Below are 15,065 nucleotides of genomic sequence, written 5' to 3'. Positions count from 1 at the left end.
ACAGCTCCCACAATCACTACTTTGTACAACTTTAAAGGTCGTCGGTTCACTTTTCATAAGTCATAGCTCCCACAATCACTTCTTTGTACAACTTTAAAGGTCGTCGGTTCACTTTTCATAAGTCATAGCTCCCACAATCACTTCTTTGTACAACTTTAAAGGTCGTCGGTTCACTTTTCATAAGTCACAGCTCCCACAATCACTTCTTTGTACAACTTTAAAGGTCGTCGGTTCACTTTTCATAAGTCACAGCTCCCACAATCACTACTTTGTACAACTTTAAAGGTCGTCGGTTCACTTTTCATAAGTCAAAGCTCCAGAAGCACTTTTTTTGGTCACGACCAAAAGTCATCGGCTAACTCTTCGTAAGTTGCAGCTTCGAAATTACTTCTTAGAACAGTGCATAGTTGTTGATCTATTTTCTGATACAGGCGCTGTTAGCATTGAAAAAATTAGCTAGGTGAAGCAAAGCGCTGCTGCACTTTGCTTATGTGCGTTAGAATTGGGCAGCGTATTCCTCGGCTTGTTTCCAAACTCGCAGGGTATTGCCTGATAAGATTTTCTTGATATTCACTTCACTGTAGCCTCTATCCAGCAAGCCTTGGACTAGATTAGGATAGCTTGATACATCTTTTAACCCCACAGGGAGAGAATCTCCCACACCATCATAGTCAGAGCCGATACCAACATGGTCTATACCAATGAGCTTGACCACGTGATCGATATGATCAAGCACTTGTTCAAGGGTGGCAAATGGGAATGGATTATCTTTGATGAAATCTTCTCGCTGTGCAGCGTTATCACGTTTCTTATACCAGTTCTGTGCGCTTGAGGTTACAAAGCTTGAACCAAAGTTAATTTGGATCACACCGCCATTCTTTTTCAATGCTTTAAGCATGTCATCATCCATGTTGCGCTCAAAGCCAGGTGTATATTTTCTCAGTGATGAGTGAGATGCGATCACTGGGACCTTAGACAGTTCCATAACTTGATAGAACGCAGCATCAGAGATATGCGACACATCGACGAGCATGCCAATTTTGTTCATTTCGACAACTAATTCTTTGCCAAATGGACTTAACCCTTTCCACTTACGGCGAACATCGTAAGATGAATCTGAAATATGATTGCTTTGTGAGTGAGCTAAAGTGATATAACGCACACCTCTATCGAAAAAATGTTTTAGGTTCTTGAGACTACCCTCAATGGGGGAGCCATTTTCCATGCCCATAGCAATAGACATTTTTCCCTGCTTAAAATGGGTAAAAATATCTTTACTAGAGTATGCGATGGCAAATTTTTCTGGGGCTCTGAACGCTAAGGCCTCCATCCCATCGATGAGTTGGTTAGCCAATAGGTAGCTCTTACCTTCACCTTCAAACTCTAGGTTGGCAGGGATGTAAATAGACATAAACGGTGCGTTCAAACCGCCTTTGACAGCTCTAGGGTAGTCAAAATCACCACCTACTGTAGCTTTACTCACATCATCCCACTGGGATTTTAGTCGATAAGGTACATCAATATGCGTGTCAATGAGAATGCTTTTTTGAGCAATCCTATGTGCGCGTTCAGATGCTTGATAATCTTGCGCTTGTGCGGTCAAAGCCGACAAAGCAAGGGCGCAAAGAGTAAAACGTAATGTCATGAGCCTGCCTTAAGTTATTCTGGATGTATTCAGACTATAACTGAAAAAGCCAGTAGGCTAAATGCTCTGCGACCAGTTACTGATAGTCTGAGTAATCTTCGTCTTGCATTGCCTGAAATTGGGCTTTTGAAACAATGTTGACAGACTCATGTAATTGCGAATACACGATTAAGGCTTCACCTGACTTCAATTGCGACCTGACATGTTCAACCTTCGCGTCAGTAGAGAACTCTTGTTCACCATAGTCGGTGCCTTCACGTAGTACATAGTGCTCAATAAGGTTATCAAGTGTAGCGGTGTCAATTTGTTGGTAAGGAATGATCATAAAGTACTCTTTGCTTGCAATGAGTTGAAATAGTGAGGTACGGCTTTTTCTAGCCAGAACTGGGGCTTTAATGGATTATTACCACTGATAAAACCCACGTGACCACCCGTTTCAGAGACAGCTAAAGTGATGCTATCACTGACGTGCTCAGGTTGTGGTACAGCCTGTTCTGATAACATAGGGTCATCTTGAGCATGGATCAATAGCGTAGGCGTGACGATATGTTTCAAGTAGTCTTGCGCACTGGCTTGTCTGTAATAATCTTCAGCGCCATCAAAGCCATGCAGAGGTGCAGTGATCAAATTATCAAATTGCCAAAGGTCATTAATTTCATTTAATTGCTGCTCATCAATGGTGAGTACATCCGCAATGGTATCTAGTTTACGCGAAAATGAGCGCTTCATTCTATCGAGTAAATACTTTTGATATAGCCCATAGCAACTTTTTCTGATCACCTGACATGAGGATGACAAATGATGAGGTGCGGAAATGATTGCAGCACCTTGTAAACCACTATGCTGGCGTTGTTCTCCTAAATATTTAGCCAATACGTTGCCACCTAAAGAAAAGCCAACCGCATAAAGTGGTCGCTCAACAAAGCGCTGTTTTAAGGTGTGGATCAGAAACCCAAGATCAGATGTTTCACCACTGTGATAGGCTCTGGGTAATTTATTGGCTGCGCGAGAACAATTGCGAAAGTGCATTAATACGGCATCAAAGCCTTTGTGTGTTAAAGCCTTGAGCATTCCCTTGGCATAAAAGCTATTAATATTACCCTCTAGACCATGCAGGATAATAGCTAGTGGCGCATTTGGACGTTTCTCTTGTGCCCAGGCCAACTCTAAAAAGTCACCATCGGGCGTGCCTAGTTCTTCAAATTGTACAGGTACTTTTTGCAGCGGGCGAAAAAAGCGTGGCAGAATTGTTTGCACATGTCGATTGCGCATCCACCATGCGCTGTTGAATGAGTAGTCCATAAAGCGTCTTAGAATCAAAGGAGAATGAAGTCTAACAAACCTATGCTTAGGATAACAGGTACATTGGTTCAGCTAAATACAGAAACGTATTTGCTCAATGGTAACCTAGCTTCAAAGCCGCTAACGCTCATACACAAATAAAAAGCACCCGACTAACAAGGTTAGTAAGGTGCTTTGTGCGTCGTGCTTAATTTGTTTACTGCTGGGGGAACCAGTAGTGCCGTTAAGTATTTACTCACAGCCCAATAATTATTTACTTATCAATGAGGTACTTCTGCCTCTTGTACTTTTTTGACAAAGTAATAAACGTAGAAGATACACAACCCAATCACTGTGCCTAAAATCCCAAAAGAGAGAAATAGTACAGGGTCACTCAAAAAATCTCTGAAGAATACGTTCATGGCTGTGGCCTCCTAACTTGTCGATGTAGTAATCTTAGTCCTGCTTAGAGGCGGATGATATGATCGAGATCAAGTTTCTAAGCGCGCTAGCTTTAAGGTCTATAAGACCTTGATCGAGATCATTATTTCTCGTCAGCTAAGCTCTGTTGCAATAACGATAAGTCGTGTTCATTCAGATATAGCGATAGGTTGTGGCTGGGGCTGAGCGGCTGTAGTACAAGTTGCTGGGTGAGAGTAAGCAGCTCTGTTTGTTGGAAACGCTCTAGCTGTAGTTCGCTTTGTAGCAGTTGCTCGCGAAGCTTTTGATAGTGAGGGTGTCGTACATACCGCTGTTTAAGCTCAGACCTTATAGCCCTATGCGGAGCTAAAAGTTGTGCGTCTAACTGTAGGCAAAGCTGAATCAAGCGTGTGACATCCACTTCGCGGATTTGCAATTGTAACTTTTCTAGATAAAGCAGCAGCAAGCAAAGGTTGATATTTTTCTGTCGTTCATTTTGCAGCATCAGCAAGGTGTTTTGTGCACCTCCTTGCCGATACAGTTGACATGAAAAGTTCCAGAAGGCTTGTTCGCTTAATTTATTCATAGACCAAGGCTTTGTTCAAAAGAAGCTTGTTTTTCTTCGAGTTCTTCTAGTGCTAATAGCAGTGACTCTTCGACTTCATTAAGTAGTGGAGTGATGCTTGCCTGTTGTGCGAGCAAGTCAGTAAGCTGGGCTTTATTTTCTTCTTGGTATAAATCGTTGTTTGCCAGTTGCTGCTCTATCGTTGATAGCTGCTCGGAGTATTTGTCGAGAGACTTTTCAAGTTTCTCGATGTCTTTTTTGAGTGGTTGCACAGATTTACGAAACTCGGCTTCAAGGCGCTTTTGTTCCTTACGATTACTGCTTGAATGTGCTTTGCTTTCTACTTCTGACTTTTTACTTGTCTCTTTATTGGCGTTCAATAGCCATTGATAGTATGCGTCAAGGTCATAGCCAAAAGATGTAACCTCGCCATTGTCGACCAAATAGTATTCATCAGCAGTATTTTTCAACATGTGACGGTCGTGCGATACGGTGACCATTGCCCCTTCAAAACCTTGTAGAGCCATAACTAAGGCATGACGCATTTCTAAATCTAAGTGGTTGGTTGGCTCATCAAGGAGCAATAAGTTGGGCTTTTGATAGACTAGCATGGCAAGTACAAGTCGTGCCTTTTCACCGCCCGAAAAAGGCGCGACAGGCTCAAGTGCTCGATCTCCATTAAAAGCAAACCCACCTAAAAAATCACGCAGAGATTGTTCACTGGCCTTTGGGTCTAAACGTTGAATATGGGTGACTGCACTGGCGCTTAGATCTAAAGATTCCAACTGATGTTGGGCAAAGTAACCAATTTTTAGGCCCTGATGAGTAAATACGTCACCCGCTTGCGGGATGAGTTCCCCCGCGAGTAATTTTATTAAAGTTGATTTACCTGCACCGTTACGCCCCAGCAAAGCAATTCTGCTGCCGGGTACTAAATTCAATTTGATTTTGTGAAGCACAGTCACATCATTGTAGCCAGCTTGCGCGCCATCTAAGGTCATTAGTGGGTTGGGTAAAGCTGTAGGCTCTGCGAATTCAAAATCAAATGGAGAGTCAGCATGAGCTGGCGCAAGCTTCTCCATGCGCTCTAGTGCTTTTACTCGACTTTGTGCCTGTTTCGCTTTGCTGGCTTTGGCCTTAAAGCGAGTGATGAACTTTTCTAAATGTACAATTTGTTCTTGTTGTTTTTCAAATAGAGCTTGATGCTGTGCCATTCGTTCTGCTTTTTGGCGTTCGAACTGCGAGTAGTGACCCTTGTAGACATTGATTTTTTGTTGGTCTATGTGCCAGATTTGATCCACCACCGCATCTAAAAACTCTCTGTCGTGAGAAATAAGAACTAAGGTGCCCGTATACGCACGTAAAAAGCGTTCTAACCAATAAACAGCGTCCAGATCCAAGTGGTTGGTCGGCTCATCGAGTAGCATGAGATCTGCATCACGGATCAGTGCTTGCGCTAAATTCAAACGCATTCGCCAGCCACCAGAGAAAGAGCTGACAGAGTGACTAATTTGCTCATTACTAAAGCCTAGGCCATGTAATAACTCGCCAGCTTTAGCTTCGATACTGTAACCTTTCATAAGTTCCAGTTGTTGGTGAACTTGCGCTTGTTTTGCGCCATCTTGTGCTTGCTCTGCTTGTTGTAAAGCCACTCTACATTGGTAATATTCAGGATGTCCTTGTAATACATAATCTAAAGCGCTTATGTCGAGGGCTGGAGTTTCTTGTTTTACTGAGGCAATCGACCAATCTTTTGGTATGAGTAGCTCACCAGCATCTAGCGTTAACTCGCCTTTTAATAGCGCAAATAAAGAGGACTTCCCACAGCCATTGGCTCCGACAAGACCGACTTTGTGCTCAGGAAATAAAGTCGCACTGGCATTTTTTAATAGGCTTTTGGCGCCACGCAATAATTCAATATCAGACAGCTGGATCATAATGCTTTGTAGTTAAACCCGAATGGGGGTCATCATAACATGAAGGGTGGTATATAAGTCAGCACTGTTGTGCTTATTGGGCCGTTCTATACTTACAATCGTATCTATAAATGTCGCTTTAGGTTAAAATGAGCGCAATTCGATATGGGCTTAAATATGTGTAGTAGGGGCAAAAAGCCGTGAGACAGAAAAAACGTTTTATTGCTGGGGCATCATGTCCTGAGTGTAAAGAACTCGACGTAATGATGCTGTTCAAAGAGCACGATGTAGAAAAAGTTGAGTGTGTTAAATGTGGTCATGTGATGACTCAACCAAAAGAAGCCGTTCAGGCATCAACACGCCAATTTGAGCAAGTGATAGGTGTGTTTAAGCCAGAGTGATTCTGGCTTAGTGTTAGTAGTGCGGCGGGGGAGGCTCTTGATGTTGTGGCATAAGGCCTTCTTCTCTACCTTCTTTGATTTTTTCACCTAGTAACTCTATCTGGCGCTGCATTTTTGCAAGTCTTTGCTGATGAGCCTTGAGTTCATCATTGAGGGTTTCAATGGTATCGTCTTGAAAAGCCACCTTGGCTTCAAGCTCCATAACGCGATTTTCTAACTCTGTCATCGGGACTCCACTTGATTAAAACGCTCTAATAAGCCACTTGAGCTTTCCGTTATTAGGGCTGTGTCTTGTTCGACAAATGTGACATCGAACACAACTGCTGATTTTGGGCGACTGCCTTCTCGTGGCTGCACTTTCCATAACCCGAGCTTTTCACCGTCCTGTACTCGCCATAGGGTGAGCTCTCGGTTTGGTGCGCCAGTGGCAAGCAAAGTACCAGTTTGATTAAAGCGTACTGCGCTAAATATTTTCTGCCGCGCAATATACTGCAATTGTGACACAAGATCACCTGATGCCAGTTGCCAAATACTGGCTTTTTTTAAACTGTCGGCTGTAAATGCGTATTGACCCGATGCATCGAGCGCCACTTTAGTCACTCGGCTTGGATGATTAAAACGGTGGATCACTTGGCCTGTTCTGGTATCCCAAAAATATGCACTGTAGTCATTTGCACCAGTGAGCGCAAAGTACCCGTTGGGAGACAGAGCGATTGAATTAATTTTTTCTTGGTGACCGAGGAACTCTATACGTCTTCCGCTTTCTAAGTCCAGATGTACGACTACATTGTCACTACGTCCATAAAGTACGTAGCGGCCCTGATTACTAATAGCAATGTCTCTGATGGTCCCCGTTTGGATTTGGTAATAACCGAGGTTTTTACCTGAGGTGATACTCCAAACTGCAAAGGTTTCATTTTCTGCGGTAACGGCCACGCTGTTATCATATGCAATTGCCAGAGAATGGACTAAGTTGCCATCGATTTTTGACTGTTGCCACTGATATTTTAAGCCATGGACTTGATTGTCCCAAAGACTGACACCATGTTCTACGGATGACACTAAACTGTAACGACCATCGTGTGAAATGGCAGCAGCAAATGCACCTCGTGCTGCATGCTCAACGGTAAAATCGGCTTTTTTATCGGCTGGGGTACAACTGCTTAGCAGTATACAGACAAAAAACAGCCATAAACGGTGGAGTTTGAGCATAAAATGGGTATTTCCCCCTTAACGCTGTGAATTTCACTGGTTAGACTATAAAAATCGACACAGTTTATTGGTAGTATCAGTTTGATAGTAGCGTATCGTTACCGCAAAGTCGCTACAAGTCACAGAAAACGTTAAATATATGCCAAAGTGCTATACAATTTGGCATATTTAGTGATGAATGATAATGTGGATACACAGCTTTAACCATTAATATAATATTAACAGACGGTCGACAGACCTGTCGGAGAGAGAGAATGAAACAGACGATTAAATTGTCTTTGGTGGCAGCATCAGTTTTAGCGCTAGCTGCATGTAACCAAAAAGCAGAAGAAAAACCAGCAGAACTAAAACTAGAAACAGAAGCACAGCAACAAGCCTATGGTATTGGTGCTTCAGTAGGTAATTTCTTACAAAAAGATTTAGAAGATAAAAGCAGCTTTGGTATTGAGCTTGACCAAGTTCTACTAAAGCGTGGTTTTGAAGATGCTCTAGCTGGTAAAGCACAACTTGATGAAGCGAAAATTCGCGAAGTGTTAACTGCGTTAGATACGTCAGTACGTGAAAAACAAGCTGAAAAAGTAAAACTTGAAGCTGAGCAAAACAAAGCTGAAGGTGAAAAATACCTAGCTGAGAACGCTAAAAAAGAAGGTGTTGTGGTGACTGAGTCTGGTCTTCAGTATGAAGTACTTGCCGAAGGTGATGGTAAAAAGCCAGTTGATACTGACCATGTAAAAGTACACTACAAAGGTACATTGTTAGATGGTACAGAGTTTGATAGCTCTTACGCGCGTAATCAACCTGCGAGCTTTGGTTTACGTCAAGTGATCAAAGGTTGGACTGAAGGCTTACAGTTAATGCCTGTAGGTTCTAAGTTTAAGTTCACGATTCCACCTGAACTTGGTTACGGTGAGCGTAATCTTGGTAAGATCCCTGCCAACTCAACATTGATTTTCGAAGTTGAGCTGCTAGAGATTCAAGAAGAAGAGCAAAAAGCTGAAGCTGAATAATAGGCTACAGTTTATGAATACTAAAAAGGGCCAATAGGCCCTTTTTAGTATGCTGAATATGTCCGCGGCATATCAGTACTTAATCGGTGTGATTTGCATATAAGTTATCAATTAGCTCATCTTCTAATTCAAAACGTGATTCTAATACTTCACCTAAATGAGATAGGTCACGATCAAAATCTCTTAATACCTGTTCTTGTGAATTCTCAGCGTATTTGTCGTTGAAATCTAAGGCGACATCAGTGGTATCAGCAATACGAGGATATAATTCCTGAGCGAGCTTAGCGCTATCAGGGCCTTTTTCTTCACAGGCTTCGACGAGGTTGTCGTAAATTTCAAAATGGCCTGCAGATAAGTAATCCATGAGAATCTGACAAAAAGACTGTATTTGCAGTTGATCAGGTAGGGCATGATCTTTCTTGTCATAAGGAGAGAACCCCGCAATTTTACAGTATTGCAGTAATAATTCTTGTCGCTCTGCTAACCATGCATCAATAACACTATGGCTGCCTCCCCACTTTTCTTGGGCTTGCTCTAACCTTGAAAGCATAGTGATCTCCTATTGCGGATTGTTTTACACTATAAAAAGGAAATCTGTTGCAAAGGTCAACCTATTTTTATTTTTATTATACAAAAACATGATAAGTATTTGATTTTCATAGTGTTCCATTTTTGGGGTTTATAGAAAAGAAAAAACCACCTTGAAGGTGGTTTGAATGCAGTTTAGCTAGTTGATAACTATTATTGTTATTATTATAAAGGTGTTTTGTTGTTATTTTTGTAACGCGGCAATTTTATAACAAGTTTTCACCCCGATTGTAAATACCTTCACACCATGTATTTTGTATAATTACAGTACAAATTTGCTAACATTTTGAGTTAAGGGCAATTTAATCTAGATCATAGTTACGCGATTTTGCGCTTTGGTTTAGATAGAGTGAGCGCCAAGTTAGTGATACAATCCCGTGCAATTTTTAAAGCATTGGAATCGAGATACGCTATGAGCGAATTGAAAAACGATCGTTATTTACGTGCGTTGATGAAACAGCCGGTTGATGTCACGCCAGTCTGGATGATGCGTCAAGCTGGGCGTTATTTACCTGAATATCGTGCAACCCGTGCACAAGCTGGCGACTTTATGAGTTTATGCAAAAATGCAGAACTTGCCTGTGAGGTTACTTTACAGCCGCTGCGTCGTTATCCGCTAGATGCGGCAATTTTGTTCAGTGATATTTTAACCATTCCTGATGCAATGGGGCTAGGCTTATATTTCGAGACAGGTGAAGGTCCTAAGTTTGAGCGCCCAATCAGCTCGTTACAAGATGTAAAAAATATCCCAAATATCGATCCTACCGAAGAACTGGGATATGTCATGAATGCGGTAAGTACCATTCGTCGAGAGTTGAAAGGTGAAGTACCACTAATTGGTTTCTCAGGTTCACCTTGGACGCTAGCTACGTATATGGTTGAAGGTGGTAGCAGCAAAACATTCGGTAAAATTAAGAAAATGGCATTTGCGGAACCGCAAACATTGCATTTACTGCTAGATAAGCTCGCGGACTCTGTGATTGATTATTTGAATGCGCAAGTCAAAGCGGGTGCGCAGTCATTAATGGTATTTGACTCATGGGGTGGCGTACTTAGTCCTCGTGATTATAAAGAGTTTTCTTTGCAATACATGCATAAAATAGTGGATGGCTTGATCCGTGAAAATGACGGTCGCAAAGTACCGGTCACACTATTTACCAAAAATGGTGGTCAGTGGATTGAGGCGATTGCAGCGACTGGCTGTGATGCGATTGGTTTGGATTGGACGATTGATATTGCTGATGCAAAACGTCGTGTTGGTGACAAAGTGGCACTACAGGGCAATATGGATCCTGCTATGCTACATGGAACGCCTGAGCGTATTCGTGAAGAGGTGCAATCTATTCTTGCTGGTTTCGGTGAAGGTTCAGGCCATGTGTTTAACCTTGGCCACGGAATTACGCCTGATGTTGACCCTGAGAATGCGGGTGTATTTATTAATGCCGTACATGAATTCAGCGGCAAATACCATAAGTAATTTGGCTTGCTAAAAAGATAAAAAACCCAGACACAGTCTGGGTTTTTTATTATCAGTAAAGCGGCGCAAATATTATTTGTTAAATGCGCGCTTCATAAAGTTAGGGGTGGCCAATGCGCCTTTATGAATACCTGTGTTGTAATACTCTGTATCAAATTGTGCATTGTCAGCATCTTGTTCTCTAAAGCCATTAAATGCTTCACCTTTACGTGCCATGGTTGCTGACCACAAGCCGCTTGGATAAATAGGCTGAGGGAAAGGTAGTGTCTGTAAATCAACAAAACCAACTTCAAGCATTGCTTCACGCATTTCTAGAAGGAGTGGCATGTGAGTAAGTGGAGACTCACTTTGCTGAACCATAATACCACCAGGGCGTAGCGCTTCTAAGCAGCTCTTGTAGAACGCATGATTAAACAGTCCTTCACCTGGGCCAACTGGGTCGGTACCATCGACAATAACGACATCAATAGATTCCGCGGCTGCTTCACGCATGTACTTGATACCATCGTCAAACATCACGGTTGCACGTGGGTCATTATTTGATTCGCACAACTCAGGGAAATACTTTAGCGACATTTGCGTTACGACTTCGTCGATATCAATTTGAGTTACCTGTTCAACACCTGGGTGTTTTAATACTTCACGCAAAGTGCCGCAGTCACCACCACCAATGATCACCACATTTTTTGGTGCAGGGTGAGAAAAAAGTGCCGGGTGGCTCATCATCTCATGATAAAAAAAGTTTTCTCTGGTGCTGACCATGGTGCAACCATCGATGATCATGAGGTTACCAAAATTGGTTGTTTCATACATCTCAACATTTTGGAACGGTGATTGGATCTCATCCAGCTTTTTGTTGATGCGTAGTGAAAAGGCGCTTCCATCTCGGTCGCTGACCTCTGTAAACCAACGGTTTGCTTCTAAATTCGACATATCTATTTTCACACTTACTATAAATTGTTGGCAATTTTGCCAGTGCTTTGAGTTTTGCTCAATTTATTTTAGCGCATTTAGGAAAATTATGACGGCATGTTTTGTAGATAAATTGACTAATTCAATTAAAAAAGAATGTTTTACAATATGGTAGAAACTTATAATTATTGGCTCGGGTTGTGGCACACGGACCATAAAGTGGTAAGCCTTTGTGTTGTTTATGCACATAGATTTAAGCATTGCTTTTAGTGAAAAGTCTTAGGTCTTTGACTCAAAGACCTAAATAAGTCACTGGTGTCGATTTTGGTTCCTTTTAATGAGTTGTAACTCATTGTTGTTGAATCAGAATATTGTTTTTTGAAATGCGTCTTGGCTGCAGGAAATTTGTGGAAAAGTTGAGAGTTTGGTAGCTCCTCTGTAGGAACATAGTCACCTTCGCTCTGTAGGCTTGAGCTAAACATCATATTTTTGCGTGGCTCGTATTTAGGGGTCTAAGTACACGCTCGGTTTATTTAGCTGCATGACGCGTATTGTGCCGCTGAAAGTATATGCAATACCCAGTGCAATGTAGTTAGTAGTTCCATTGAATAACTTTGCTTCTATATGAGGGGGCTTGTGAGGAGCAACTGATGCCAGAGCATCAGTTGCTATTTTGGTTTAGGGTTCGACAGGACAACTTATCTCGTCATCGCACGTTGCAGCTCTTAGTTTCCATATGAGTCCATCATGGCGTTTTCGCCACATGGCAATATCATGTAGCGAACCATCATGATTGCGAGAGATCACCTTAATATCTCGGTACATACCTCTAACATAATGATCACGCATGGCATTTAGTAGGTCGTAGAAGTCATTGCTGGTCATGCCGAAATTACTACAATCAGCGCGACATACCACTTCGACATAGTCCTCTAATAGAGGCGCTAAATCATCTGGAGCTATAGCGTTATTGATTGGTAATTTACCCTCCATGACAGACTGAGAATGTAATTTGAGGAAAAGATATAGTTCTAGAACACTAAGGCCCAAGTAATTCGCCAGTTTGGTATCGTTGTGGTTAATTTGCTCGATTAACGATTGTTGTAACTCTGGTGTTAAAAGCTCTCCATTTGGGTAAATAACTGACACTGCTGGTAGTTGCTCGAAAGCGACAATATCTGGGATGTTATAGTCTTGATAACCTTGTGGGGCAATCAATTTTGTCATAAAGCGTTCGTATTTTATCACTGCATCGGCGTAGCGCTGGTGACTGATGCCTAAAGTATTGGCATCTGAGATTAAGGTCGTTTGTATCGATGCAAAAGAGGGGACGGATGTGACGTTCGCCAGTACACCTGCTGAGCATATTAATAAGGGTAGCATAAATAGTTTTTTCATTATTAATTCCTTGTTTTTGATTACAAAAATAACATTGTGTCTTTTTATATCTCAGCGCTAGGCGATCAAACTGCTGCAGTTCATGGCCATTGCTTTCCTGCAAGCGCTGTCAACGTTTCTAGTGATCCGCTTGTCAAAGGCGTCCCTCAAACACGCGGTCACTTCAAGTGTATTTGCAAAAAGGTTAACTTCAACGTGGTTTTTGTTATTGTTGAGTTATTAATGTTTTAATCTTCATATGGTGTATCTTGCTATATGGCTTGGCCTAAAAATGTCATCGCCATATGGTTCGCAGCGTATTAAACTACAGGTTTTAACAATGAATAAACGAGTAAGCCATGACTTGGGGTTTAGACACAGCACGTGCTTTATATAATGTCGCTCATTGGAGTGAAGGATATTTTGATATTAATAATAAAGGTGAGTTAGTTGCTTACCCTGATGGCGATCACAACAAAACCCCAGTTTCACTCAATCAGTTAACTGAAGACTTTAAGGCGCAAGGCTTAACTTTACCTGTGTTGGTGCGTTTTACCGACATCTTAAAACATCGTGTCGATACCATGACAGATGCATTTTCAGAAGCCTGTCAGCAACGAGACTATCAAGGTCAATATAACTGTGTTTACCCAATAAAGGTGAATCAGCAACGTTCGGTGGTAACAAAGCTGCTGGCACATCCAAGTGGTCAGGTAGGTTTAGAAGCTGGCTCGAAGCCAGAGTTAATGGCCATTTTAGGGGTTGCAACACAGCCGATTACTATCGTTTGTAATGGATACAAAGACAGTGAGTTTTTAAGGCTCGCGTGTATTGGCCAAGCGATGGGCCACAAAGTGAATATTGTGGTTGAGAAGTTGTCAGAACTGACGACCTTAATTAAAGAAATTGATGACCTAAATATTGAGCCTGCCATCGGCATTCGAATTCGCTTGAATTCGGTGGGTAAAGGCAAATGGCAAAACACCGGCGGCGAAAAAGGTAAGTTTGGTCTGACGGCAGGGCAGGTTCTCGAAGCGGTCGAGATGCTCAAACAAGCCAACAAATTGCATTTGATGAATTTAGTGCATTTTCATATTGGCTCGCAGATAGCTAACATACGTGATATTCATCGAGCATTGAAAGAGTGTGCACGTCATTTTGCTGAGTTATCTCAATTGGGCGTACCGCTGAAAACTGTGGATGTTGGCGGTGGTTTAGGGGTTGACTATGAAGGCTCAGGCTCACGCAGTGCATGTTCAATGAATTACACCGTGGCAGAGTATGCTCGCAATGTGGTTAGTGCCTTTGCTGAGGTGTGCGAGCAACATGACCTAGTACACCCCGCCATAATTACTGAGTCAGGTCGAGCGTTAACAGCACATCACGCGGTTCTCATAACGGATGTCATTGATGTTGAAAAAGCGCCACATCAACATACTCTAATTATGCCCGCTCAGGATGCGCATGTGATCCTACAAGAACTATGGCAGGCGTATAGCCGTATCACAGCGCGCTTAGCGTTGGAAACATATCACGACGCCATGCACCTGTTCAGCGAAGCTCACGCTCAATATGTCCATGGTATGGTGAGCATGACCCAGTGGGCGCAAATAGAGCAGTTATATTTTACCATTTTGCATCGTGTAAGAGAGTTACTTAATGAGAATGCTCGCGCACACCGTGAGGTTTTGGACGACTTAAATGAAAAGTTGGCAGACAAACTATTTGTTAATTTCTCACTATTTCAATCATTACCAGATGTATGGGGCATTCAGCAGTTGTTCCCTGTTATGCCAATTGAGTCGTTAGACAAGCCACTGACACAACGTGCTATTTTACAAGACATAACCTGTGATTCAGACGGTCAGATCCGTGACTATGTTGAAGGTTCTGGCATTGAATCAAGTTTGCCTATTCCACCTTATGTCCCTGGCGAGCAATATCATATTGCCATGTTTATGGTAGGTGCTTACCAAGAAATTTTAGGTGATCTACATAACTTGTTTGGAGATACGGATTCAGTGCACGTTGAACTGTGCGATAACGGCTACAACTTAACCAACGCTATCAAGGGTGATAGCGTTCAGGACGTATTAAAATTCGTCCATTATGATCACACCCAGCTTGCGGATAACTTTGTCGCACGTGTCAGTGAAACGGTTCAGGATGAATCACTGCGAGCACAATATTTACAAGAACTTAATGCTGGGCTTGCAGGATATACCTATTTTGAAGATTAGATAAAATATGGTGTGTTAGGTTTT

15 protein-coding genes are annotated in these 15,065 nt (G+C 42.2%); 4 read left to right on the top strand and 11 right to left on the bottom strand.

Annotation, left to right across the window (positions count from 1 at the left end):
• Window positions 1-496 precede the first annotated feature (496 nt).
• The 6 genes from BIW53_RS14185 to BIW53_RS14165 form a co-directional block, all read right to left on the bottom strand.
• Window positions 497-1,645, bottom strand: a complete 1,149-nt coding sequence (locus BIW53_RS14185; protein ID WP_070992672.1) for a dipeptidase — start codon at window positions 1,643-1,645, stop codon at window positions 497-499.
• Between the two features lie 76 nt (window positions 1,646-1,721).
• The gene (locus BIW53_RS14180; RefSeq protein ID WP_070992671.1) at window positions 1,722-1,970 is read right to left on the bottom strand and encodes a YheU family protein; all 249 of its coding nucleotides are present in this window, start codon (window positions 1,968-1,970) and stop codon (window positions 1,722-1,724) included.
• Window positions 1,967-2,947 carry a hydrolase gene (locus tag BIW53_RS14175; protein WP_070992670.1) on the bottom strand — a complete coding sequence of 327 codons (981 nt, stop codon included), beginning with the start codon at window positions 2,945-2,947 and terminating at the stop codon, window positions 1,967-1,969. Before BIW53_RS14175 ends, BIW53_RS14180 begins: the two co-directional genes overlap by 4 nt.
• Before the next feature lie 260 nt (window positions 2,948-3,207).
• On the bottom strand, window positions 3,208-3,348 hold the full coding sequence (locus tag BIW53_RS21095) for a DUF3149 domain-containing protein (RefSeq protein ID WP_139158858.1): 141 nt from the start codon (window positions 3,346-3,348) through the stop codon (window positions 3,208-3,210).
• A 122-nt stretch (window positions 3,349-3,470) separates the two neighbouring features.
• A complete protein-coding gene (locus BIW53_RS14170) occupies window positions 3,471-3,932 on the bottom strand; it encodes a TIGR02444 family protein (RefSeq protein WP_070992669.1) in 462 nt (153 codons plus the stop codon).
• On the bottom strand, window positions 3,929-5,848 hold the full coding sequence (locus tag BIW53_RS14165) for an ATP-binding cassette domain-containing protein (protein ID WP_070992668.1): 1,920 nt from the start codon (window positions 5,846-5,848) through the stop codon (window positions 3,929-3,931). Before BIW53_RS14165 ends, BIW53_RS14170 begins: the two co-directional genes overlap by 4 nt.
• 179 nt (window positions 5,849-6,027) lie before the next feature.
• On the opposite strand from BIW53_RS14165, the gene BIW53_RS14160 reads away from it, so the two are divergent.
• Window positions 6,028-6,228 carry a YheV family putative zinc ribbon protein gene (locus tag BIW53_RS14160; protein WP_070992667.1) on the top strand — a complete coding sequence of 67 codons (201 nt, stop codon included), beginning with the start codon at window positions 6,028-6,030 and terminating at the stop codon, window positions 6,226-6,228.
• A gap of 13 nt (window positions 6,229-6,241) precedes the next feature.
• On the opposite strand, the gene BIW53_RS14155 is transcribed toward BIW53_RS14160, so the two are convergent.
• Both BIW53_RS14155 and BIW53_RS14150 read right to left on the bottom strand, forming a co-directional pair.
• On the bottom strand, window positions 6,242-6,454 hold the full coding sequence (locus BIW53_RS14155; protein ID WP_070992666.1) for a SlyX family protein: 213 nt from the start codon (window positions 6,452-6,454) through the stop codon (window positions 6,242-6,244).
• Window positions 6,451-7,440, bottom strand: a complete 990-nt coding sequence (locus BIW53_RS14150; RefSeq protein ID WP_070992665.1) for a WD40 repeat domain-containing protein — start codon at window positions 7,438-7,440, stop codon at window positions 6,451-6,453. Before BIW53_RS14150 ends, BIW53_RS14155 begins: the two co-directional genes overlap by 4 nt.
• A 254-nt stretch (window positions 7,441-7,694) precedes the next feature.
• Here BIW53_RS14150 and fkpA point away from each other — a divergent pair, with 254 nt between their 5' ends.
• Window positions 7,695-8,447, top strand: coding sequence for an FKBP-type peptidyl-prolyl cis-trans isomerase (gene fkpA, locus BIW53_RS14145; protein ID WP_070992664.1), 753 nt, complete (start codon window positions 7,695-7,697; stop codon window positions 8,445-8,447).
• 79 nt (window positions 8,448-8,526) lie between these two features.
• Here the strand turns inward: fkpA and BIW53_RS14140 are convergent, their stop codons facing one another.
• Window positions 8,527-8,997 (bottom strand): Rsd/AlgQ family anti-sigma factor, encoded by a 471-nt coding sequence (locus tag BIW53_RS14140; RefSeq protein WP_070992663.1) that lies wholly within the window; start codon window positions 8,995-8,997, stop codon window positions 8,527-8,529.
• 450 nt (window positions 8,998-9,447) lie between these two features.
• Between BIW53_RS14140 and hemE the strand changes: the two genes are divergently transcribed.
• A complete protein-coding gene (gene hemE / locus BIW53_RS14135; RefSeq protein ID WP_070992662.1) occupies window positions 9,448-10,512 on the top strand; it encodes a uroporphyrinogen decarboxylase in 1,065 nt (354 codons plus the stop codon).
• Between the two features lie 72 nt (window positions 10,513-10,584).
• On the opposite strand, the gene speE is transcribed toward hemE, so the two are convergent.
• Together speE and BIW53_RS14125 are read right to left on the bottom strand one after the other, a co-directional pair.
• A complete protein-coding gene (gene speE, locus BIW53_RS14130) occupies window positions 10,585-11,445 on the bottom strand; it encodes a polyamine aminopropyltransferase (RefSeq protein ID WP_070992661.1) in 861 nt (286 codons plus the stop codon).
• A gap of 657 nt (window positions 11,446-12,102) precedes the next feature.
• Entirely contained in the window at window positions 12,103-12,822 is a 720-nt protein-coding gene (locus BIW53_RS14125; RefSeq protein ID WP_070992660.1) for a hypothetical protein, read from the bottom strand.
• Window positions 12,823-13,160: 338 nt separating this feature from the next.
• Here BIW53_RS14125 and speA point away from each other — a divergent pair, with 338 nt between their 5' ends.
• Window positions 13,161-15,041, top strand: coding sequence for a biosynthetic arginine decarboxylase (gene speA, locus BIW53_RS14120; RefSeq protein ID WP_070992659.1), 1,881 nt, complete (start codon window positions 13,161-13,163; stop codon window positions 15,039-15,041).
• The last annotated feature ends 24 nt before the right edge of the window (window positions 15,042-15,065 follow it).

The sequence above is a fragment of the Pseudoalteromonas byunsanensis genome (genome assembly GCF_001854475.1).
Taxonomy (GTDB): domain Bacteria; phylum Pseudomonadota; class Gammaproteobacteria; order Enterobacterales; family Alteromonadaceae; genus Pseudoalteromonas; species Pseudoalteromonas byunsanensis.
This window is presented reverse-complemented; position numbering and strand designations above follow the sequence as displayed.

Excerpts from the sequence above, each read along its gene's own strand:
- BIW53_RS14185 (WP_070992672.1), bottom strand. The coding sequence starts at position 1,645 with ATGACATTACGTTTTACTCTTTGCGCCCTTGCTTTGTCGGCTTTGACC.
- BIW53_RS14180 (WP_070992671.1), bottom strand. The coding sequence starts at position 1,970 with ATGATCATTCCTTACCAACAAATTGACACCGCTACACTTGATAACCTT.
- BIW53_RS14175 (WP_070992670.1), bottom strand. The coding sequence starts at position 2,947 with ATGGACTACTCATTCAACAGCGCATGGTGGATGCGCAATCGACATGTG.
- BIW53_RS21095 (WP_139158858.1), bottom strand. The coding sequence starts at position 3,348 with ATGAACGTATTCTTCAGAGATTTTTTGAGTGACCCTGTACTATTTCTC.
- BIW53_RS14170 (WP_070992669.1), bottom strand. The coding sequence starts at position 3,932 with ATGAATAAATTAAGCGAACAAGCCTTCTGGAACTTTTCATGTCAACTG.
- BIW53_RS14165 (WP_070992668.1), bottom strand. The coding sequence starts at position 5,848 with ATGATCCAGCTGTCTGATATTGAATTATTGCGTGGCGCCAAAAGCCTA.
- BIW53_RS14155 (WP_070992666.1), bottom strand. The coding sequence starts at position 6,454 with ATGACAGAGTTAGAAAATCGCGTTATGGAGCTTGAAGCCAAGGTGGCT.
- BIW53_RS14150 (WP_070992665.1), bottom strand. The coding sequence starts at position 7,440 with ATGCTCAAACTCCACCGTTTATGGCTGTTTTTTGTCTGTATACTGCTA.
- fkpA (WP_070992664.1), top strand. The coding sequence starts at position 7,695 with ATGAAACAGACGATTAAATTGTCTTTGGTGGCAGCATCAGTTTTAGCG.
- BIW53_RS14140 (WP_070992663.1), bottom strand. The coding sequence starts at position 8,997 with ATGCTTTCAAGGTTAGAGCAAGCCCAAGAAAAGTGGGGAGGCAGCCAT.
- hemE (WP_070992662.1), top strand. The coding sequence starts at position 9,448 with ATGAGCGAATTGAAAAACGATCGTTATTTACGTGCGTTGATGAAACAG.
- speE (WP_070992661.1), bottom strand. The coding sequence starts at position 11,445 with ATGTCGAATTTAGAAGCAAACCGTTGGTTTACAGAGGTCAGCGACCGA.
- BIW53_RS14125 (WP_070992660.1), bottom strand. The coding sequence starts at position 12,822 with ATGAAAAAACTATTTATGCTACCCTTATTAATATGCTCAGCAGGTGTA.
- speA (WP_070992659.1), top strand. The coding sequence starts at position 13,161 with ATGACTTGGGGTTTAGACACAGCACGTGCTTTATATAATGTCGCTCAT.